The 21,919-nt window shown below is 53.2% G+C and carries 16 protein-coding genes; 5 read left to right on the top strand and 11 right to left on the bottom strand.

All coding sequences use genetic code 11. From position 1 onward, the window contains the following. Positions 1–633 precede the first annotated feature (633 nt). A complete protein-coding gene (gene mngB, locus AC0XWG_RS00505) occupies positions 634–3,267 on the bottom strand; it encodes a mannosylglycerate hydrolase (RefSeq protein ID WP_475680270.1) in 2,634 nt (877 codons plus the stop codon). Positions 3,268–3,289: 22 nt separating this feature from the next. Further along, positions 3,290–5,206 carry a PTS 2-O-a-mannosyl-D-glycerate transporter subunit IIABC gene (mngA, locus tag AC0XWG_RS00510; protein WP_475680271.1) on the bottom strand — a complete coding sequence of 639 codons (1,917 nt, stop codon included), beginning with the start codon at positions 5,204–5,206 and terminating at the stop codon, positions 3,290–3,292. Between the two features lie 171 nt (positions 5,207–5,377). Between mngA and AC0XWG_RS00515 the strand changes: the two genes are divergently transcribed. After that, on the top strand, positions 5,378–6,094 hold the full coding sequence (locus AC0XWG_RS00515) for a GntR family transcriptional regulator (protein WP_028019430.1): 717 nt from the start codon (positions 5,378–5,380) through the stop codon (positions 6,092–6,094). A gap of 58 nt (positions 6,095–6,152) precedes the next feature. Here AC0XWG_RS00515 and AC0XWG_RS00520 read toward each other — a convergent pair whose 3' ends face one another. Continuing rightward, positions 6,153–6,908: an oligogalacturonate-specific porin KdgM family protein gene (locus AC0XWG_RS00520; RefSeq protein WP_032667020.1), complete on the bottom strand. Its 756-nt coding sequence runs from the start codon at positions 6,906–6,908 to the stop codon at positions 6,153–6,155. A gap of 416 nt (positions 6,909–7,324) precedes the next feature. On the opposite strand from AC0XWG_RS00520, the gene AC0XWG_RS00525 reads away from it, so the two are divergent. The 4 genes from AC0XWG_RS00525 to AC0XWG_RS00540 are packed head-to-tail and all read left to right on the top strand — an operon-like array spanning position 7,325 to position 12,178. Further along, positions 7,325–8,581 carry an MFS transporter gene (locus tag AC0XWG_RS00525; RefSeq protein ID WP_080351345.1) on the top strand — a complete coding sequence of 419 codons (1,257 nt, stop codon included), beginning with the start codon at positions 7,325–7,327 and terminating at the stop codon, positions 8,579–8,581. A 30-nt stretch (positions 8,582–8,611) separates the two neighbouring features. Beyond that, a complete protein-coding gene (locus AC0XWG_RS00530) occupies positions 8,612–9,844 on the top strand; it encodes an alginate lyase family protein (RefSeq protein WP_475680272.1) in 1,233 nt (410 codons plus the stop codon). 28 nt (positions 9,845–9,872) lie between these two features. Next, positions 9,873–11,807, top strand: a complete 1,935-nt coding sequence (locus tag AC0XWG_RS00535) for a heparinase II/III domain-containing protein (RefSeq protein WP_475680273.1) — start codon at positions 9,873–9,875, stop codon at positions 11,805–11,807. Positions 11,808–11,854: 47 nt separating this feature from the next. After that, positions 11,855–12,178, top strand: coding sequence for a cupin domain-containing protein (locus AC0XWG_RS00540; protein ID WP_028019434.1), 324 nt, complete (start codon positions 11,855–11,857; stop codon positions 12,176–12,178). An 84-nt stretch (positions 12,179–12,262) separates the two neighbouring features. On the opposite strand, the gene sucD is transcribed toward AC0XWG_RS00540, so the two are convergent. From sucD to sdhC, 8 genes are all read right to left on the bottom strand, one after another. Next, positions 12,263–13,132 carry a succinate--CoA ligase subunit alpha gene (gene sucD / locus AC0XWG_RS00545; protein ID WP_008501094.1) on the bottom strand — a complete coding sequence of 290 codons (870 nt, stop codon included), beginning with the start codon at positions 13,130–13,132 and terminating at the stop codon, positions 12,263–12,265. After that, on the bottom strand, positions 13,132–14,298 hold the full coding sequence (gene sucC, locus AC0XWG_RS00550; RefSeq protein ID WP_006809579.1) for an ADP-forming succinate--CoA ligase subunit beta: 1,167 nt from the start codon (positions 14,296–14,298) through the stop codon (positions 13,132–13,134). Before sucC ends, sucD begins: the two co-directional genes overlap by 1 nt. Positions 14,299–14,380: 82 nt before the next feature. After that, on the bottom strand, positions 14,381–15,601 hold the full coding sequence (odhB, locus tag AC0XWG_RS00555) for a 2-oxoglutarate dehydrogenase complex dihydrolipoyllysine-residue succinyltransferase (RefSeq protein ID WP_028019435.1): 1,221 nt from the start codon (positions 15,599–15,601) through the stop codon (positions 14,381–14,383). 14 nt (positions 15,602–15,615) lie between these two features. Then, positions 15,616–18,423 carry a 2-oxoglutarate dehydrogenase E1 component gene (gene sucA / locus AC0XWG_RS00560; protein WP_028019436.1) on the bottom strand — a complete coding sequence of 936 codons (2,808 nt, stop codon included), beginning with the start codon at positions 18,421–18,423 and terminating at the stop codon, positions 15,616–15,618. A gap of 233 nt (positions 18,424–18,656) precedes the next feature. Next, the gene (gene sdhB / locus AC0XWG_RS00565; protein WP_475680274.1) at positions 18,657–19,373 is read right to left on the bottom strand and encodes a succinate dehydrogenase iron-sulfur subunit SdhB; all 717 of its coding nucleotides are present in this window, start codon (positions 19,371–19,373) and stop codon (positions 18,657–18,659) included. A gap of 15 nt (positions 19,374–19,388) precedes the next feature. Then, a complete protein-coding gene (sdhA, locus tag AC0XWG_RS00570) occupies positions 19,389–21,155 on the bottom strand; it encodes a succinate dehydrogenase flavoprotein subunit (RefSeq protein ID WP_028019437.1) in 1,767 nt (588 codons plus the stop codon). Further along, positions 21,155–21,502, bottom strand: coding sequence for a succinate dehydrogenase membrane anchor subunit (sdhD, locus tag AC0XWG_RS00575; protein WP_008501088.1), 348 nt, complete (start codon positions 21,500–21,502; stop codon positions 21,155–21,157). The genes sdhA and sdhD overlap by 1 nt, the downstream gene beginning before the upstream one ends. Then, entirely contained in the window at positions 21,496–21,900 is a 405-nt protein-coding gene (gene sdhC / locus AC0XWG_RS00580; protein WP_020684965.1) for a succinate dehydrogenase cytochrome b556 subunit, read from the bottom strand. Before sdhC ends, sdhD begins: the two co-directional genes overlap by 7 nt. Positions 21,901–21,919: the final 19 nt, after the last annotated feature.

Here is a 21,919-nt window from a genome sequence, read left to right on the forward strand (position 1 = left end):
CCGTCAGAGAGAGATCCACACGCATGCCCCAATACAAATTATTCGCATCCCTGTCGTCGTTATTACCCTGAGGAAGGATAAAAACGATGACGTTAGGTTACAAATACGTTAATAAAAAACTCAAATTGATCCCGCAAATATAATACGCTGCAAAACCCTTACAATAAACAGGTTTTTATTGAATCACATTTACGTTTTTCGACGGTGATCAATTTATAGCAAAATTACCACTTTTCGGCCATTTTGATCGGGGACAATTTAGCGCTTTTCATCGTCTTTTTCCAAGGATTAAACTTTGATTTAAATCAAAAACAAACCTCAATGTTAACCATGTTTAATCATGGTAAGAATGGTGAAATTCTTGTTAATGACATGTGCATTCAAAAGTGTAATTGGTTATCGAAGACGGAAAAAAATATGAACAGAAGTGATTTTAATTAACGCAGCGGAACAATGCCATTTCACGAAGAGGCAAACACTAAAGGATAGTCTTCCCTAATTATTTTTCCATTTTTCTTCTGCAATACCGCAAAATTACATTTAATTCACTTTTATTACCCCATAAGTTAACACCGCGTCGTAACTATTTAGTGTAAAAGGCCACATTACCTGTGGCCTTTTCAGGCATCACCGCTATCGGTCGATAAGGAAGCTAAAAGTGCGCGACTCCCCAGGTCTAAACGCCCCCACAATGCCCTGCTCCTCTTCCCTGCCCGTTATCCGTTCATTCATATCCGTCTCGCAGCACCGTTTCACCGTCGGGTTCACGGATAACGTCGTGTCACATGCGCTGAACGCCGAAGGGTTGAACAGGCGAAGAATAAGCTCGTCCCGATCTTCCGCCTTCTTGAGGGCACTGAGCACGCATCCCGTGGGCGAAAGAGCTAACAGACTGTAACTTTCCGGCGTGGTAAACGACGAACAATTCAGTTTCATCGCATCCCAGGGAATTTTGTTGTAGCACTGCACGGGCGTTAACCACGATTTGGCCTGCTGCGCGACACCCGCGTTTTCCGGCGTTCCACTGAAACTGAACAGGCTAAAACGACAGGTTAACCGGCCGCGCACCTGAGAGTCAGGAACGGGCAGTTTGATCCCCGACGGTCTGCCTGGCCGCAACAACAGATCCTCCTTGCCGAGTAATCCCACGCCGCGCAGTAGGGTCAAGGCAAAGGCTTTTTTGTTCTCACCCACCACCTCAAATTCGCGCAGACCCTCAGTGAACAGCGCAAGTCCGTTTCGCCTTTCCCGAAGAACGGCGTAGTTCAGTAGATTCCAGACGGGCACCGGCGCTTCTTTCCAGCCCTCTTCCTGCCAGTTTTCCATCGCCGGGTCCTGTACCGGGCGGGTGATCGAACCAAACTGCGTATCAGACAGCACCTCTTGCGTGGTAAATGGCGTAGGGATGAGCACCCGTACACGGTGATCATCAGCCTGATTATCCAGACGCACGTCAACATCAATGCGCCTGCTGTTGTGCGTGAGAGTGACTTCAAACGCTACGTCAAGAGACCCCTTTCGCTGACGCGCCGAACGCTCGGCCAGATTTGCCGGAACGGCGAGCCGATGATGGATTATCGCCCTGCTCCGCCAACCCTCATGCACCACCTCAACTTCGTGCTCGCCCTGTGCTGAAGTGAGTCTCCACTCTTCCCGAGAAGGCGAGTAGTCGTATTCATCGCCATCATCAGAGCTCTCTTCGATTTCCAGTACGCGGTCATAAATAAGCCCGGTTTCTTTGTCGCGCAGGCGCAGCGTACCGTCGTCATTTAAGTCAATCTGCCAGAAGGCGTTTTCAAGTAGGGACTCGGTGTTTTCCAGCGGAGAGAGCATCTTCCCTGCTACGTTAGGTTCGATAAGCAGCGTTCGATACCCCATCGACGGCAGGATTTGATTCAACTGGATATCAAACTCCATAAACGGTTCGTAATTACCATAATGGACAATCTGCCGGTCAATAAGACCTGGGTCGAGTTCACGTGAACTACTGATGAAATATGGTATCTCGTTGCCTTTCTCATCAAGCAGACGGAACTGGCTCGCGCGCAGACGTATCGTGGTGTTCATCACCTCTTCACGCGGCCAGGGCATCAGGTTGAACATGACCAGCTTATCGGTATCACTTTGCGGCATGTTGTCGACAATCTTGCGCATATAGAAACGCGACAGATTATCGGCCATGTCTTCGGCCAGTTCGAACCGGGAGACAATCTCTCGATGCACCTTGTCGCTGCAGCAGCAGCCGATGCTATCGTGAGCGTGGTTTTTGAGGATCTCTTTCCACATTTTTTCCAGTAAACCGTGGTGATAGTCGAAGCCCAGCGCCCAGGCGAGCGTCGCCAGCGGCTCAAGGATGTTGACGATTTTGTTCTCAATGCGCGCATGGGCGATTTTGATGTCCATGCGTGTCGAGCCGATTGTCCGGTGCACGCGCATGTATTTCCCGTCAATAAACTCCCCTTTCAGCGTCGCCAACTCCCCACGGCGTGCCTCAATATGTTCAAAGACGTCCTCAAACCGACTCATTCCAAATTGACGCTGCGGATAGATTTCACGAAGCTTATCCATCACCGCAAAAATATTCTGCTGTAATGGCATCTGGTCGTGACCGTTAGGCAGCAAAATCTCTTTGGTGACGGAGGCGTTTTCCAGCACGTCAAAATAGCTGTCGAGCCGTTTTCGCAGCCCGGCTTCGTCCTCCGGTAAGTACTTACCAATCGCGTAGCCCAACGGCAGCACCTGTGTCGTCACTTCACTGCCGTCTGTACTCTGCCATAAAAACTCGGTTTTATCGGTTCCGTGACGTTCAGAACACCCACGCCAGAACAGGGCACGGGTGATGCCAAACCCGTTGTAGATATGCGGAAGTTGCCCGGACATACCAAACGAGTCCGGCAGATAACCGATTTTCATCGGCTCGCCGAACGCCATACAGTCGCGAATGCCGTACATCAGGTTACGGACAATCGACTCACCGCTGACAATCGTGGTATCGGTCTGGGTATACCACGGACCGATAATCAGCTTTCCACGCTCGACCAGCGCCTTCACCCGTGGCCGGTTTTCAGGCACCACGGCGAAGTAATCCTCCAGTACCGCCGTCTGCCCATCAAGGACATAATATTTATATTCGTCATCCTGCTCGAGGCGGGTCAGGATCTCTTCCATATTATTGACCAGAAGAATACGCGACTCCTCGGTGGTGAAGTACCACTCACGGTCCCAGTGCATATGCGGCGTAATATGAACGCGAGATACAGCTTTCATCTTCGTTTCCTGTTAGTGAGTTTTAAGGCGTAACGTCTTCTGTCATGTATTTGCCCTTTCTGACGGCCTGACGTCGCCAGAACAGCAAAACGAGCGTAGAGAGGGTGGTACCTGCCAATGCCGCAGCGAACCAGCCTGCCGCAGCGACCACACCACCCAGCCCCGCGTCATGAAGTAAAAAGAGGGAGAAAATACCCGCCCCTGGCGTAGACAACCCGATCCCCATCGCACCCACTATTGCGCCCGTTGCCATCGATCCAAGCACAAACGAACCAATAACCCGGACAGGATCTTCAATCGCCATTGGGATCGCCCCTTCTGTGATACCCGCCAGCCCGAGAAGCCACGTTGATTTACCGGTTTCGATTTCAAACTGTTTGAAGAGGTGCGGGGCCAGCATCGTTGACGCCGTGACGGTAAAGGCCGATACCATTTTTACAGAGGCAAAAATGGCGTAAGGGCCATATACACCGTTGGCCATTGCCCCCAGACAGAATGCGTACGCTGCTTTATTGACAGGCCCGCCCAGATCGAACGAACACATAAAACCGAGGAGCGTACCGAGCAATAGCGCATTGGCGCCGGATAGACCGTTAAGCCAGGCCGTCAGAGAGTTGTTCAGCCATGCCACCGGCTCGCCAATCACAAACAGCATCAGGCTGCCCGCGCCCAGCACACCGAGAACCGGGTAGAGGTAATAGGTTAAGAAACCGTTGTAGCGATTATTGAGACGAATATGGTTCTTCACCCAACGCATCAGATAACCCGCAATCAAACCACCTGCGATCGCCCCCAAAAAACCTGAACCGATCATGTTGGCAGCAAGACCGGCAGCGAAGCCTGGAGCCAGCGCGGGTTTATCCGCAAGCGAGTACGCGGTGTAGGCTGCCAGCACAGGCACCATCAAAATGCCGAGCATGCCGCCGCCAAGTTTGCGGTACATCCACAGCCACGAATTTTCCTGATCGAACAGATGCTGCAGTCCAAAGATCTGCGCCAGTAACACTGCGACGGCCAGCACAGTGCCCCCGGCGACAATAAGCGGCACTGCAAAGGAGATCCCGCTGAGAAGCGCCTGCTTGAGTTCCGTTTTAACGCTCTTTCTCGCCTCGGTTTCTGTTTGCACAGGGCGCGCCACCGGTGAGGGCTGTAATGCGAGCGCGCGCTCAATCAACGCCTCAGCATGTCGCAGCGGTTCCGCGACAGGCACTGATAGCGAGGGAATCCCCTGAAAACGCTCACTTTCCTTGATAGCCACCTCTGTCGCAAAAATACAGGCGCGAGCCTCCTGCAGTTGCTCAGGGGTAAGGCGTCCTTCAATGCCGTTCGCCCCCTGTTTTTCAACCACCACGTTCACGCCGAGTTTGCGCCCGGCTTTTTCAAGGTACTCAGCAGCCATGTAGGTATGCGCAATCCCGGCCGGACACGCCGTCACACAGACAACAGTGGACGCATCTTCTGACGCGATAACGTCTTCATCCTGTGGCGCATCATTTAACGCGGCAATCAGCGCTTCTGCCGTGGTTGCCTCCATCACCCGCGCCCGGAGGGCATCATCCGCCAGGCGAGACGTCAGCTCCGTTAACACCTGAATATGCGTTGAGCCCGCCTCAGCCGGGGGAATGGCGAGCAGGACAATCAGCTCGACGTTTTCCGGGCCATCAACGCCTTCCCAGGCCAGCGGCTCCCGTAATGTTGCCACCGCAAAAGCGGCGTCTTTCACTGCGCCAGATTTGCCATGCGGTACCGCCAGGCCTTCTCCCAGCGCGGTAGGGCCAAGTGATTCCCGGTGAAAGACGTCGGTCAAAAATGTCTCGCCGTCCGCAATTTTGCCCAGTGCCACCAGCCGCTGAGTGAGCTGGCGTATTGCCTCATCACGGCTGGTATACCGCGCCAGCACGCAGACTGCGCTGGGGTGGGTCAGGGTCGTCAGGTCCATAAAGATCCTCACACTCAATGGTTATTGTTCGGGATCGAGTGTGGCAGACAAAACAATACATTTATGTGATCATTTTCACCTAAAAAACATTATTTGTATTTAATTTGTATTGTTTACAAATTTTAGTCTGAGGGCATAATTCCGTTAAAAGGTATTAGAAAGGCAGATGATATGGGCAACAAACCGATGTACCGACAGATAGCCGATGCGCTTCGCGAGCAAATCAACGCCGGTGAGTTAAAACCTGGTGATGCGTTACCAACGGAATCCAGTCTGCAGGACGCCTTTAGCGTGAGTCGGGTAACGGTGAGACAGGCGCTGAAGCTGCTCACCGAAGAGCACATTATCGAAAGCATTCAGGGCAGCGGCTCCTACGTCAAAGAGGAGCGCGTTAATTACGACATTTATCAACTCACCGGCTTTTACGAAAAACTGGCGGATCGAAATGTTGATACCCATAGCGACGTCAAAACATTCGAAGTGATCAAAGCAGATGAGAAACTCGCGGAAAAACTGAACATTCGCCCTGATGACAACGTCTGGCATATCAAACGCGTGCGTTTTATTAAGCAAAAACCTGTGAATCTGGAAGAGACGTGGATGCCGCTGGCAATGTTCGACGACCTCACCTGGGCCGTGATGGAAAACTCCAAATATCATTACATCGAACAGATTAAAAAGATGGTTATCGACCGCAGTGAGCAGGAGGTCATTCCCGTGATGCCCTCTGCCGAGGTCGTGAATGCTCTGGGGATCGATGCGGCAAAACCTGTCCTCGAAAAAATCTCCCGCGGCTATCTCAGTGATGGACGCGTATTTGAATACAGCCGTAATACCTTCAAAAGTGATGACTACAAATTTACGCTCGTAGCGAAACGTAGACACTAAACGTACATGAATGACAAAAACCCGGTGCTAAACCGGGTTTTCAGGGTAATAATCGCGTTTAAAGCGTAAACGTCATACCAATGCGATAGCGCGACTCAGAGACATTATCCTCACCTTCATAGTAGCCCTGCTGATCTAAATAGTCGTATTCAACATAGGGACTAAACCATTCGTTCCACTTATACCGCAGTGTAAATGCATTCTCAGTTGCCCAGGTTTTATTATTTTTATAGGTGTAATCCTCATTGGCATGCTTATATGCTGTGCCCTGATATAAGAAACTCCATTCGCGATTAAATTTATAACCCACAAAGATGTCGAGACGATTAACGCTGTCGCGATGTGACTCTCCCTCATCGTTAACAGTCTCATAAGTATTATAATCGTATCGGTAACGCAAACCGAGACTCCAGTCAGCTCCGGGTAGATAGTTGACCCTGATATAGGGACGAATCTGAGTGCCTTTACTGCTCCAGTGGTAAATCCCCCCGGGTTGTAGATTCCACTTATCGGCAAACCGCCAGGTATAATTAGTCTCTATCTCGTTATAGTCAGTTGTGCTGTCACCAAAAGAGTGAGCACTGTCGGACTTATCGGAACCATTTGTACCCTTTCCGTTATTTTTATTGTTTTTATTATCCATCTCCGCGCTTGCCCACCAGCCGTTAGCCCAGCTCTCACTGATCTTATACCGCGACTCATAGGAGTGGCTCCCGGTTTTATAGCCGCCCCGGAGATCAAACGTTAGCGCATGGCTCGCCAGCGGCAACCCAGCAGCGAAGAGAATCAGAAAACGTAATGGATTTTTTTGCATAACAGACCTTCATCCTTTTAAGAAAAGAAAACTCATTGCCATAAACAAATAAAATCAACAGCCATCAACCCGCAATTTTCGAGAATCATATTTATCTACAAATTAAAATCACGAACATTGTTTCACAAACAAGATCGTGATCATAAAAATTATCAAAACACAGTTTTAATAACTTAAAGTGTAAAATAAAGACCTCCCATGAATTATTCACCAAATAAATATAAGTTTTATCGACTTATAAAACAGTTAACAAAAACAAACAGAATCCTCTTCCAACCACCCAAACCAAACAAAATGAAATATTGTTTCAAAACTGAGATCGAGATCATGAACACCTCCATCACCAGTCCATAAAATGAAATGAAACATTGTTTTATTTTAACTAAAGCTAATTATCAACGGACAAGGTGAATGTTGTGAAGATCAAAAAACTGCGCTGGTACATTATCTCACTCGTCATGTTAGGTACGATTATCAACTACTTAGCCAGGAGCACGCTCGGCGTCGCAGCACCAGAAATGATGAAAACGCTGAATCTCTCCAGCGAGCAGTACTCATGGATTGTGTCGGTCTTTCCATTCACCTATGCCATCGGCGGGATCGCCTGCGGTTTTGTGATCGATAAATTCGGCTTGCGAGTCAGTTTTGCTGTACTGGCCGCGCTGTGGTCTTTGTGCAACATGCTGACGGCATTATTTAGCACATGGTTCCCCATTGCCGCATTGCGCGGGGGCCTGGGCCTGACCGAAGCCGCCTTCAACCCTGCGGGTATGAAAGTCACCGCCGAGTGGTTTCCGGCAAAGGAGCGCGGCTTAGCCTGCGGCGTTTACAGCCTCGGTACCTCCGTCGGTGCCATGCTGGCCCCGCCACTGGTTGTCTGGGCGATTGTTAACTACAACTGGGAAATGTCTTTTGTTGTCACCGGCGCCATCGGCGTTGTTTGGGCCATTCTGTGGGCGGTGTTTTATCGCTCCCCGGAGTCGCATCCTGCGCTGCTGAAGGAAGAGCACGAAGAGGTCATGGCCGATCAAATAGAAGTGGTTAAAGAGAAAGCCTCCCTGATGTCCATGATCAAGGATAAAAGCTTGTGGGCCATCTCCTTACCGCGTTTTATGGCCGATCCGGCATGGGGGACGCTGCACTACTGGATGCCGCTCTACCTGGTGACGGTGCGCCACATGAACATGAAAGAAATCGCCATGTTTGCCTGGCTCCCCTTCCTGACCGCTGACCTGGGTTGCCTGGCTGCGGGTTACATTTCGAAGTTTCTGAATAACCGCGGCGTGCATATTGTTAACGCCAAACGCATCACTTTTACGTTTGCCGCCCTGCTGATGCTGTCGATGGCTGGCGTTGGTTTCGTCAGTAATGTCTATGTGGCCATTGCGCTGTTCTGTATTGCCGGGTTCGCCCATCAGTGTCTGTCCGTTACGGTGATCAGCATGTCATCCGACCTGTTCCCAAGACAAAAAGTCGCCACCGCGACCGGTTTCGCCGCCTTCACCGGCAGCATGGGGAACTTCCTGTTCAGTATTTTCCTTGGTGCCATGGTCGCTGTTGTGGGTTACGACATCTTCTTTATCGGTCTGGGTGTTTTCGATTTGATTGGCGCCCTGTTCCTGTGGATGCTGATTAAGCTCCCTTCTGAAAAAGTCACACCGGTAATCGCCTGAATGACGGGTATAAATGTAAGGAATATACCGATGAATTATCGCTACATTGCGTTTATCAGCGCGCTGTTCTCAACCTCCGCGTTAGCAGCGAGTGGGAATACACTGCCTCAGGGCTCGAATGACGACTGCCTGACGTACGATTGCAGGCAGATGCTTGAGATAAAAGAAAGTATTCAGCGCGGAGATCAAACCTACGCTCCCGCCTGGAAAAATCTGCTGCAGAAAGCAGACCAGGCGCTGGAACATAAACCCTGGAGTGTGACCGATAAAAAATTGTTACCGGCGTCCGGGAATAAGCATGACTATTACAGTTTTGGTCCCTACTGGTGGCCAAACCCGGATACCAAAGACCATCTTCCCTGGATTCGTAAAGACGGCCAGATAAACCCGTCATCCAAGACAGACGATACGGACAGCAAACGCCTGGTGCAGTTCTCTGACGACGTCCGAGCGCTCTCACTGGCCGCATTTTATAGCGCAGACGCCCGCTATGCGCAAAAAGCAGAAATCATGCTGGACACCTGGTTTCTGAACAAGCAAACCCGAATGAATCCTGACCTCAGTTACGCCCAGGCAATTCCGGGCATAGTGAATGGCCGGGGGATTGGCATTATTGATACGCGCGTGTTGATCGACGTCGCTGACAGCATCATCCTGCTGCAACATGCGGGCTTCCTCTCGGATAAAGCGGTTCAGGGTTACAAAAGCTGGTATTCGGACTATGCCACATGGCTGTTATCCAGCGCTAACGGCCAGGAAGAGGGAAACTGGTATAACAATCACGGCGCCTGGTATGACGCGCAGGTTACCGCCTTTTCGTTGTTCTCCGGTGACGTCAAACAGGCTCGTCGGCAAATCGATATTTTCAAAAATCGCCACCTTGCTGCTCAGGTGAACGTCAAAGGCGAACTACCGGCCGAGCTTGAACGAACTCGCTCCTTCCATTACACCAATTTTGCTCTGGCAGCCTACGCCAGAATGGGGCGCTACGGTGAAATAACCGGTGATGATGTCTGGAATTATGAACTGGATGGGCGAACCATGAAAAAAGCCTTTTCCTTCGTCAGCCAGCAAACCGGCAAAGACGCCAGCGACTGGCCGTATCAGGAAATAAAATACAACCCTGAAGAGGCTACTGGTCCGTTACTCGCCGCAGCGAGAGTCTGGAAAGACAATGACTTCAGCAAAAATGCCGCGCTATTGACGCAGGCAAATGACACCGATATCAACATCCTGACCCCGGGCTCTGTATTGGTGAAGTAAGCGCCACGACAACGCATACAGGTAGATAATGAAACAGTTTACAGAAGCACAGATTGCCGCTGCAAAAGCCCGGGTAACGCCGGAGATCCTTCGCCGCCTGGAGGAAAACAACCGCGACGTCCTTAACCACGACACGCTGGTTCCGCAAACGGGCTGCGCCACCTGGAACCACTATTTTTACTGCCCGGAACACAGCGTGCGGCTGTTCTGGGACCGGAAATCGCCCAATAAGCACCGTTGCCCGGTTGATGGAGCCGTCTTTACCGGTGAACCTTACTATGGTGCCTGGTGGCGCTGGCTTAACGGGCTCAATGCTAAAGCGTGCTATGAGCTGGGCATCCTCTGGCTGCTAACGGACGATAATAAATACCTCAATAAAATTACCGATATCCTGATGCACTACGCAAAATACTACCCTGACTACGAAGAACACGGCGGTATTCCTTATAACGGTCCCGGTAAAGCCAACGCGCAGACGCTGTGTGAAGCCAACTGTCATGCCGATTTTGCCCGTGGATTCGATATCGTCAGCGCCGCGCTGACGACAGAACAGTATGAGTATATTTCCCGACGCCTGCTGCGCAGCGGAGCCGATTTTCTGATGCAGCACCGTAGCAATCAAATCCACAACCACGAGGTGAAGATCAGCGCGACCATCGGCATTATCGGCGCGATTCTCGACGACGATCGCTATCTGACGTTTGCCGTTAACAGCCCTTACGGCCTGCGGTATCAGCTGGAACATGCCCTGCTGCCCGGCGGCTTATGGTTCGAAGGTTCGCTGCATTACCACTATTACGCGCTTGAGGCGTTCATGGGCTTTGAGAAATTCGCCCAACATGGTCCGTTCAGCCTGCTGGATAAGCCCTGGTATACGAACATGCTGTCGCTGCCATTGACGCTGCTGATGCCGAATATGACCCTGCCTAAAGTAAACGACTGCGTGAACGGCCAGGAGAGACTCGGCCACGCCGATATCTATGAATTTGCGTTCAACTATTATGGCAACCCGCAATATGGCGAGCTGTTAGCCTGGCTATACACCGCTGGACCGCGCGACAACATTGATGCCCTTTTCTATGGGCAACCGCTGCCGGCGCAGGCGTTAAGCGCCCCGGAGGGTAATGAGCATAATCCTGACGCCGGATTTACGATAATCCGCAACGCGCCAGGCCGCGCCGTATGCATTAAACATGGCCCCTATGGCGGCGAGCACGATCACTACGACAGACTCAACCTTATCGTCTTCAATAACTACAGCGCACTGTTCCCCGATCTGGGCACAACCGGCTATGGCGCACCGCTGCACTATGGCTACTACAAAAATACGTTTTCGCACAATACGCTGTGCGTCAACGGACTCAACCAGCCCCCTGCACTACCCAGGGTTCTCGATTACCAGCAGCAGGAGGGAGAATCGCGGCTGATCGCCGAAGTGGACTGGTGCAGCGCCGCTGTGTTACCCGACAGCAAAACTCGCGTGGAGTGGAATGATGAGTCCTACCGGGATATCGTTTTTCGCCGTAGCATCGTCGTGACGGAAAACCTGCTGATTGATAAATGGGACGTCGATAATCCTCACTACCAGTGCGTCGATGCGGTTTACCACATTAACGCCTCAGCAACACCGACGGCGCCACAGAATGGCGTCCGGATCTGCTACCCCTACGTTAAGCAGGCAACTGAACAGCCGCTGAAGGGTAAAATGGAGGTTCACTACCAGGCCGACGCCCCGGTTTCTGTCACCTGCTTTTCGACCAACAATGCGGCGTTAATCAAAGCTCAGGGACCGAATAACCCTTCGACATCAACGATCGACTACCTGCTATTACGCAGCCGAGATAAGCGCATTTCCTTCGTGTTTGTCACAGATTTCACGGGCACCGGGAAAGTCGATATCGTGAAGAGCGACGATACAATAACCGTGATTGACATGACGTTAAACCGCACATACCGCCTCTGACAGCTCGGTCAGAAGTCACTCATTCACTATACAACTGAGGTAATACGATGTTTGTTTTTCACAATCAGACCCAGCTGGAAGAGGCTGGGAATGGCGTAACCCGCCGGATCCTCGCCCATGCCGGCAATATGATGGCGGTTGAAGTACATTTCGCGCAGGGTGCCATCGGCCCCATGCACAGCCATCCCCACGAGCAGTTGACGTATGTTCTCTCCGGTGAGTTTGAATTTACCATTGGCGACGAAACGCATACCGTCAGAGCAGGCGATACGCTGTACAAACAACCCAATGTTATGCACGGCTGCGTGTGTCACAAGGCGGGAACCCTGCTGGATACCTTTACGCCGATACGTGAGGATTTTCTGCAATAAAAAAAGGCCGCTTTACAGCGGCCAACCATGTCGAAACGGACATTTTTTTATTTCAACGCTCTCCTTGCAGAGAGCAGAGAGGATTTACTTAATGATGGATTTCAGTGCTTCGCCGATATCCGCCAGGCTGCGAACGGTTTTCACGCCTGCGGCTTCCAGCGCTGCGAATTTCTCATCAGCCGTACCTTTACCACCCGCGATAATCGCACCTGCGTGACCCATACGCTTGCCTTTCGGCGCAGTCACACCCGCGATGTAACCGACAACTGGCTTGGTCACGTGTTCTTTGATGTAAGCAGCCGCTTCTTCTTCAGCGCTACCACCGATCTCACCGATCATCACGATCGCTTCGGTCTGTGGATCCTCCTGGAACAGCTTCAGGATGTCGATGAAGTTAGAACCCGGGATCGGGTCACCGCCGATGCCCACACAGGTGGACTGGCCGAAGCCGTAATCGGTGGTCTGTTTGACCGCTTCATAGGTCAGCGTACCGGAGCGGGAAACGATGCCCACTTTGCCCGGCTTGTGAATGTGGCCTGGCATGATACCGATTTTGCATTCGCCTGGAGTGATAACGCCTGGGCAGTTCGGGCCGATCATACGCACGCCAGCTTCATCCAGCTTAACCTTCACGGTCAGCATATCCAGCGTCGGGATGCCTTCAGTGATGGTGATAATCAGTTTGATGCCTGCGTCAATTGCTTCCAGGATGGAATCTTTGCAGAACGGTGCCGGAACGTAGATCACGGTCGCGGTTGCGCCCGTCGCTTCTACCGCTTCGCGCACGGTGTTGAAGACTGGCAGACCCAGATGCGTGGTGCCGCCTTTACCTGGCGTTACGCCGCCAACCATCTGCGTACCGTAGGCAATCGCCTGTTCGGAGTGGAAAGTCCCCTGGCTACCGGTGAAGCCCTGGCAGATAACCTTGGTATCTTTATTAATTAAAACGGACATTATTTCCCCTCCACTGCGGCAACAACCTGCTGAGCTGCATCCGTCAGACTTTTCGCTGCAATAATATTCAGGCCGCTGTCAGCCAGTTTTTTCGCGCCGAGTTCAGCGTTGTTACCTTCCAGACGCACAACCACCGGAACGTTAACACCCACTTCTTCCACTGCACCGATGATACCGTCGGCGATCAGGTCACAACGCACGATACCGCCGAAGATGTTAACCAGAACGGCCTTCACGTTGTCGTCAGACAGGATGATTTTGAACGCTTCGGTTACGCGCTCTTTGGTTGCGCCACCGCCTACGTCGAGGAAGTTTGCTGGCTCACCGCCGTGCAGCTTAACGATGTCCATGGTACCCATTGCCAGGCCCGCACCGTTAACCATGCAGCCGATGTTGCCATCCAGCGCCACATAGTTCAGTTCCCACTGTGCAGCCTGCGCTTCACGCGGGTCTTCCTGAGACTGGTCACGCATTTCGCGCAGATCCGGCTGGCGGAACAGTGCGTTGCCGTCAGCGCCCAGTTTACCGTCGAGGCAGATCAGATCGCCCTGAGTGGTGATCACCAGCGGGTTGATCTCGATCAGCGCCAGGTCACGCTCCAGGAAGATGGTCGCCAGACCCATGAAGATCTTGGTGAACTGTTGAACCAGTTTACCTTCCAGACCCAGTTTGAACGCCAGCTCACGACCCTGGTAAGGCATTGGGCCTGCCAGCGGATCGATAGCCACTTTGTGGATCAGATGAGGGGTTTCTTCTGCCACTTTTTCGATTTCCACGCCGCCTTCGGTAGACGCCATGAACACCACGCGACGGGAACTACGGTCAACAACCGCACCCAGGTACAGTTCTTTCGCGATGTCGGTCGCGGCTTCTACCAGGATCTGGTTAACCGGCTGGCCGTTCGCATCTGTCTGGTAGGTCACCAGACGCTTGCCGAGCCAATGTTCAGCAAACGCACGAATCTCTTCTTTGCTCTTAACAACCTTCACACCGCCCGCTTTACCACGGCCACCAGCGTGAACCTGACACTTAACTACCCAAGGGCCGGAACCGATTTTAGATGCGGCTTCTTCTGCTTCACGCGGGGTAGTACAGGCATAACCCACCGGAGCCGGTAAGCCATACCGGGCAAACAGCTGTTTGGCCTGATATTCATGTAAGTTCATGTGTTCTATCCATCCTTCAGGTAATCGTTAGGTCGTGCTTTTATAGGCCCGGCAGCTATATGCCGCCGGGCAAGACTGCAAACTAGACGTCGAGCAGCAGACGCGTTGGATCTTCCAGCAGCTCTTTAATCGCCACCAGGAAGCCCACGGACTCGCGGCCATCGATCAGACGGTGATCGTAAGACAGTGCCAGGTACATCATCGGCAGGATCTCAACTTTACCGTCTACCGCCATAGGACGATCTTTGATGGCATGCATACCCAGGATCGCGCTCTGCGGCGGGTTAATGATTGGGGTAGACATCAGCGAACCGAATACGCCGCCGTTGGTAATGGTGAAGTTACCACCGGTCAGGTCATCTACGGTCAGCTTGCCGTCGCGGCCTTTCACAGCCAGCTCTTTAATATTTTTCTCGATATCAGCCATACCCAGGGTATCCACGTCACGCAGTACTGGGGTCACCAGGCCACGCGGAGTAGATACCGCCATGCTGACGTCGAAGTAGTTGTGGTAAACCACGTCATCACCGTCGATGGACGCGTTCACTTCCGGGTAGCGTTTCAGCGCTTCAACTACCGCTTTCACGTAGAAGGACATAAAGCCCAGACGGATACCGTGACGTTTTTCAAACGCGTCACCGTACTGCTTACGCAGGTCCATGATTGGCTTCATGTTCACTTCGTTGAAGGTGGTCAGCATCGCGGTGGAGTTTTTCGCTTCCAGCAGACGCTCAGCCACACGCTTACGCAGGCGAGTCATTGGTACGCGTTTTTCGCTGCGGGCACCCAGAGCAGGCTGTGCTGCTGGTGCCGCCGCAGGGGCTTTCGCTTCTGCTTTCGCAGGCGCTTTCGCCAGGTGCTTCTCGATATCTTCACGGGTCAGACGACCACCCACACCGGTGCCTTTAATGGCCGCCGCGTCCAGGTTGTGCTCAGCCAGCAGGCGACGGATCGCCGGGCTGAGCGCATCGTTGGTCTGCTCTTCCAGAGAAGCCTGCTGGCGTTGAGCCGGCGTAGAGGCTTTCTCTTCAGATTTCGCACTGGACTCTTTGCCCGCGCTGTTGCCTTCGCGCAGGCGACCCAGGATCTGACGAGAGGTTACGGTTGTGCCTTCATCTTCCAGCACAGCATCCAGAACACCATCCGCCGAAGCCGGTACTTCCAGTACCACTTTGTCAGTTTCGATTTCTACCAGCACTTCATCGCGCTTAACGGCATCGCCTGGTTTTTTGTGCCAGGTAGCGACGGTCGCATCTGCTACAGATTCAGGCAGGTCGGGAACAAGAATATCTACGCTACTCATTATGTATCCTTTAATTAATCGACGTTCAGCGCGTCATTGACCAGATCTTGTTGCTGCTTCTGGTGAACGGACATATACCCTACCGCCGGTGAGGCGGAGGCCGGGCGACCTGCATAACGCAGGGCTGACCCAAATGGAATCACTTCACGGAAATGATGCTGGCTGCAGTACCATGCGCCCTGGTTGAGCGGCTCTTCCTGGCACCAGACAAAATCATGTACGTGAGCGTAAGGTTTCAGCGCTTCCTGCACCGCCTGGTGCGGGAACGGATAAAGCTGTTCGATACGCACGATGGCGACATCTTTCTGATCGTTCTTACGGCGCTGTTCCAGCAGGTCGTAATAAACCTTACCAGAACACATCACCACACGCTTCACAGCCTGCGGATCCAGTTCATCAATCTCACCGATGGCTGGCAGGAAGGTGCCATTCGCCAGTTCATCCAGGCTGGACACGGCCAGCGGATGACGCAGCAGGGATTTCGGCGACATCACCACCAGCGGACGGCGCATACCGCGCAGCGCCTGACGACGCAGCATGTGGTACACCTGAGCCGGGGTGGACGGCACGCAGACCTGCATATTCTGCTCAGCGCAGAGCTGCAGATAACGCTCCAGACGCGCGGAGGAGTGCTCCGGACCCTGGCCTTCATAGCCGTGCGGCAGCAGCATCACCAGGCCACACATACGGCCCCATTTCTGCTCGCCGGAGGAGATGAACTGGTCGATTACAACCTGCGCACCGTTGGCGAAGTCACCGAACTGCGCTTCCCAGATAGTCAGGGTGCGAGGTTCTGCGGTGGCGTAACCGTATTCGAATGCCAGCACCGCTTCTTCAGACAGCACGGAGTCCCAGACCTTGAACTGGCCCTGACCGTTGTGCACGTGCTGCAGCGGAGTGTAGGTTGAACCGTTGGACTGGTTGTGAACAACCGCGTGACGGTGGAAGAAGGTGCCACGGCCCGCATCTTCACCGGACAGACGAACAGGAATACCTTCGTCAACCAGCGTTGCGTAAGCCAGGGTTTCCGCGCCGCCCCAGTCAAACAGCTTCTCGCCTGCCGCCATGGACTGACGGTCAGCGTAGATTTTCTGCACGCGAGACTGCATCTCAATGGCGTCAGGCACAGTGCTGATGCGTTTAGCCAGCTCCTGCAGACGCTTCATTTCGACCTTGTTCGGGTAGCTCTCATCCCACTCGTGGTTGAGGTACGGCGACCAGGTAAAGGAGTGCATGTTCATTGGGCGCAGCTCTTTCACCACGCATTCACCCGCATCCAGCGCGTCGCGGTAGAGGTTGACCATTTCGGTCGCATCTTCCAGCGTCGCCACTTTGTCGCTCTCCAGCTTGTCAGCATAGATTTTGCGCGGGGTCGGGTGTTTTTTGATTTTCTGGTACATCAGCGGCTGGGTTGCACTTGGCTCATCCGCTTCGTTGTGGCCGTGACGACGGTAGCAGAACAGGTCAATGAACACATCGCGCTTGAAGGTGTTACGGAAGTCCAGCGCCAGACGGGTAACGAAAGCAACAGCTTCCGGGTCATCCGCGTTAACGTGGAAGATCGGCGCCTGTACCATTTTACCGATGTCTGTGCAGTACGGGGTAGAACGTGCATCCAGCGGGTTAGAGGTGGTGAAGCCCACCTGGTTGTTAATCACGATGCGAACGGTACCGCCCACTTCGTAACCACGCGCTTTGGACATGTTCAGGGTTTCCTGAACCACGCCCTGCCCTGTTACGGCTGCGTCACCGTGGATGGTGATTGGCAGTACTTTATTGCTGCTCGGCTCGTCCAGACGATCCAGACGCGCACGCACGGAACCGATAACCACCGGGCTAACGATTTCAAGGTGTGACGGGTTAAACGCCAGCGCCAGGTGAACCAGACCGCCCTCGGTTTCGATATCAGACGAGAAGCCCATGTGGTACTTCACGTCGCCGGTGCCGAGGTGTTCTTTATGTTTGCCCGCAAATTCGTCGAACAGGTCCTGCGGTTTTTTACCCAGCACGTTGACCAGTACGTTCAGACGACCACGGTGCGCCATACCCAGCACCACTTCACGGGTGCCGCTCTTGCCGGCGTGACGAATCAGCTCTTTCAGCATCGGCACCAGCGCATCACCACCTTCCAGCGAGAAGCGTTTTGCGCCCGGGAATTTCGCGCCAAGATAGCGCTCAAGACCCTCGGCAGCGGTCAGTTCGTTCAGGAAGCGTTTTTTCTCGTCAGCCGAGAAGGTCGCGTGGCCCGCTACGGATTCGATACGCTGCTGGATCCAGCGTTTCTCTTCGGTAGAGGTAATGTGCATGTATTCCGCGCCGATGGAGCCGCAGTAGGTTTGCTTGAGCGCGTCAATCAGATCGCCCAGCTTCATCGTGTCTTTGCCGATGGCAAAGGAACCTACGTTAAAGCTTTCCTGGAAATCGGCCTCGGTCAGATCGTGATACGCCGGATCGAGATCCGCCACACGGTCTTGCTGCCACAGTCCCAGCGGATCGAGATTCGCATGCTGGTGACCACGGAAGCGATAAGCGTTGATAAGCTGCAGGACTTTAACCTGCTTCGCATTGGTGTCAGGGTCGGAAATCGCAGAAGAGTAACGTGAGGCATCCTTCGCCAGACGACGGAAATAATCACGTGTTTTGGAATGGAATTGATCCGGTTTGACTCCCGTGCCAGGCAACTGCTGGAACATGGAACGCCAGTTTGCGTCCACTGAGTCAGGATCGGTTAAGAAGTCTTCATAGAGCTGTTCTATCCAGCTCTGGTTAGCACCAGAGAGGTAAGAAGAGTCCAGCCAGGCTTTCATTGCGCCGTTCTGCATCGTGATCCCTTAAGCATTTTTATGCTTACTTTCGCCGTAGAAACTACCACGCACACCACGTGTACGTGCCGGGGTTCACCTGCGAGCTCTTTTCATTTGGCCCGCGAAGGAACCTTTAGAAACTGTCTGGACTTCAGGGTAGTACAGGGCAGTTTTTAAAGGTTTCTGCAATCTGTTCCCTCTCCCTGCGGGAGAGGGTCAGGATGAGGGGAACAGCGCTCCCCTCTCACTACTTACGCACTGCGCTGCAACAACATCGACTTAATATGGCCGATGGCGCGCGTCGGGTTCAGCCCCTTCGGACACACACTGACGCAGTTCATGATGCTATGGCAGCGGAATACGCTGAAAGCGTCACTCAGCCCTTCCAGACGGCTATCGGTTTCGGTGTCGCGGCTATCGATCACGAAGCGATAGGCAGCCAACAGACCCGCCGGGCCGATAAACTTGTCCGGGTTCCACCAGAACGACGGGCAGGACGTCGAACAGCATGCACAGAGAATACACTCGTACAGCCCATCGAGTTTTTCACGCTGCTCAGGAGACTGTAAGTGCTCGCGAGCGGGCGGATTTTGCCCATTATTCAACAAGTAAGGCTTAATCTTCTCATATTGTGCATAGAATTGCCCCATGTCCACCACCAAATCACGCACGACCGGCAGGCCAGGCAGAGGACGGATAACAATTTTCTGACCTGGACGCTGCAACGCGGAAATTGGCGTGATGCAGGCCAGGCCATTTTTGCCGTTCATGTTCACGCCGTCAGAGCCACACACCCCTTCACGGCAGGAGCGGCGAAACGACAGCGTCGGATCTTTTTCTTTCAGCTGGATTAAGGCATCCAGCAGCATCATGTCACGACCTTCTTCCGCTTCCAGGGTGTAATCCTGCATACGCGGAGCATCATCAACATCCGGGTTATAACGATAAACTGAGAATTCGAGTTTCATTATCCTGTCTCCGCATTAGTAAGTACGAATCTTCGGCGGGAACGCCGGACGCAGTTTCGGTTCCATGTTCACCTGACGGCGCGTCATGGTTTCCGATTCTGGCAGATACAGGGAATGGCACAGCCAGTTTTCATCGTCACGCTCCGGGAAGTCGAAGCGGCTATGCGCGCCACGGCTTTCGGTACGGAAGTTTGCCGACATTGCGGTGGCAAATGCAGTTTCCATCAGGTTATCCAACTCCAGGCACTCAACGCGCTGGGTGTTGAACTCGCTGGAAGTGTCGTCCAGACGGGCATTTTTCAGACGCTCGCGGATCGCTTTCAGCTGCTCAAGACCTTTGGCCATCGCGTCACCTTCACGGAATACCGAGAAGTTGTGCTGCATACATTCCTGAAGCGCTTTACGGATTTCCACCGGATCTTCGCCGTTACGGTTGCCGTTCCAGCGGTTGAGGCGCTCAAGAGAGGCATCAATTTCGTCGTCGGTCGCGTCACGCAGGTCGCCCTGCTCGGCAATGGATTCCTGCAGATGCAGACCCACCGCACGACCAAACACCACCAGGTCCAGCAGGGAGTTGCCGCCCAGACGGTTGGCACCGTGTACGGATACGCAGGCGATTTCGCCTACCGCGAACAGGCCAGGGATGACCACGTCTTCGCCCTGCTCGTTCACGGTCAGCGCCTGACCGGTCACTTTGGTCGGAATACCGCCCATCATATAGTGGCAGGTTGGGATTACCGGAATTGGCTCTTTTACAGGGTCAACGTGAGCGAAGGTACGGGACAGTTCCAGGATGCCTGGCAGACGGGACTCCAGTACTTCTTTACCCAGATGGTCGAGTTTCAGCTTGGCGTGTGGACCCCATGGGCCGTCACAGCCGCGGCCTTCACGGATTTCGATCATGATGGAGCGCGCCACCACGTCACGACCCGCCAGGTCTTTCGCATTCGGGGCATAACGCTCCATGAAGCGCTCGCCGTGTTTATTCAGCAGATAACCACCTTCACCGCGGCAGCCTTCTGTTACCAGAACGCCCGCACCAGCGATACCGGTTGGGTGGAACTGCCACATCTCCATATCCTGCACCGGCACGCCCGCGCGGATAGCCATACCGACGCCGTCACCGGTGTTGATGTGGGCGTTAGTGGTGGACTGATAGATACGGCCTGCACCGCCGGTTGCCAGCACGGTTGCACGTGCTTTGAAGTAGACCACTTCACCGGTTTCGATGCACAGCGCGGTACAACCCACAATTGCGCCATCGGCGTTTTTCACCAGATCCAGCGCGTACCACTCGGAGAAGATGGTGGTGTGGTTTTTCAGGTTCTGCTGGTACAGGGTGTGCAGCAGCGCGTGACCGGTACGGTCAGCCGCCGCCGCAGTACGTGCCGCCTGCTCGCCGCCGAAGTTTTTCGACTGGCCGCCAAACGGACGCTGATAGATGGTGCCATTTTCCAGACGGGAGAACGGCAGACCCATATGGTCCAGCTCCAGAATCGCTTCCGGGCCAGTCTTACACATATATTCTATGGCATCCTGGTCGCCGATGTAGTCGGAACCTTTTACCGTGTCGTACATGTGCCATTCCCAGTTATCTTCATGGGAGTTACCCAGCGCAACGGTGATACCGCCCTGCGCAGACACAGTGTGGGAACGGGTTGGGAATACTTTTGAGAGCAGCGCACAGGTCTGGCCGCTCTGGGAAATTTGCAGTGCGGCACGCATACCTGCGCCACCCGCACCAATCACGACAGCATCAAATTCTCTGACTGGCAGTTTCATTACACACCCCACACCACAACGAATCCATAAATAACGTAAACCACCAGAGCAACGACGATTGCCAGCTGCAGAGGAAGGCGAATAGCCAGTGGTTTAACGTAATCGGTCAACACCTGCCACATGCCAATCCAGGCATGAATAAGGATGGAGAACAGCGCCAGCAGGGTGAACACTTTGGTGAAGGCAGATCCGAAGAACCCACTCCAGATTTCCCACGTCAGCGTGCCGCTGGTCGCGAAGAAACCGATCATATAAATAATGTAAAGGGTGAGAACGATAGCGGTAGCACGGACCAGAATGAAGTCATGTACGCCGTTGCGTCCTAATGCGGAGGCGTTGCTTACCATACGAGAACTCCTGCGAGAAGTGAAAGCACGACTGTAATCACAAATGAAATGTTAGCGGAGCGTTTCCCGGCTTCGAAGGTTTCTTCCAGGTAGCCAAAGTCCATCAGCATATGGCGAACACCCACCACAACGTGGTACGCCAGCGCGGTCAGAATGCCCCACATGATAAATTTCACGAAGAAGCTGTTCATGATGGCAGAGGCCTGGAGGAATCCTTCAGGAGAAGAGAGGCTGGTGCCCAGTAACCACAGCAGAATACCGACCGCCACAAACGTAATCACACCAGAAACGCGGTGCAAAATGGACGCTATTGCTGTTACAGGGAACCGGATCGTTTTGAGGTCCAGATTGACAGGTCTTTGTTTTTTCACATTTCTTATCATGAATAACGCCCACATGCTGTTCTTATTGTTTCCT

This window comes from Enterobacter sp. DVT3837 (genome assembly GCF_056238685.1).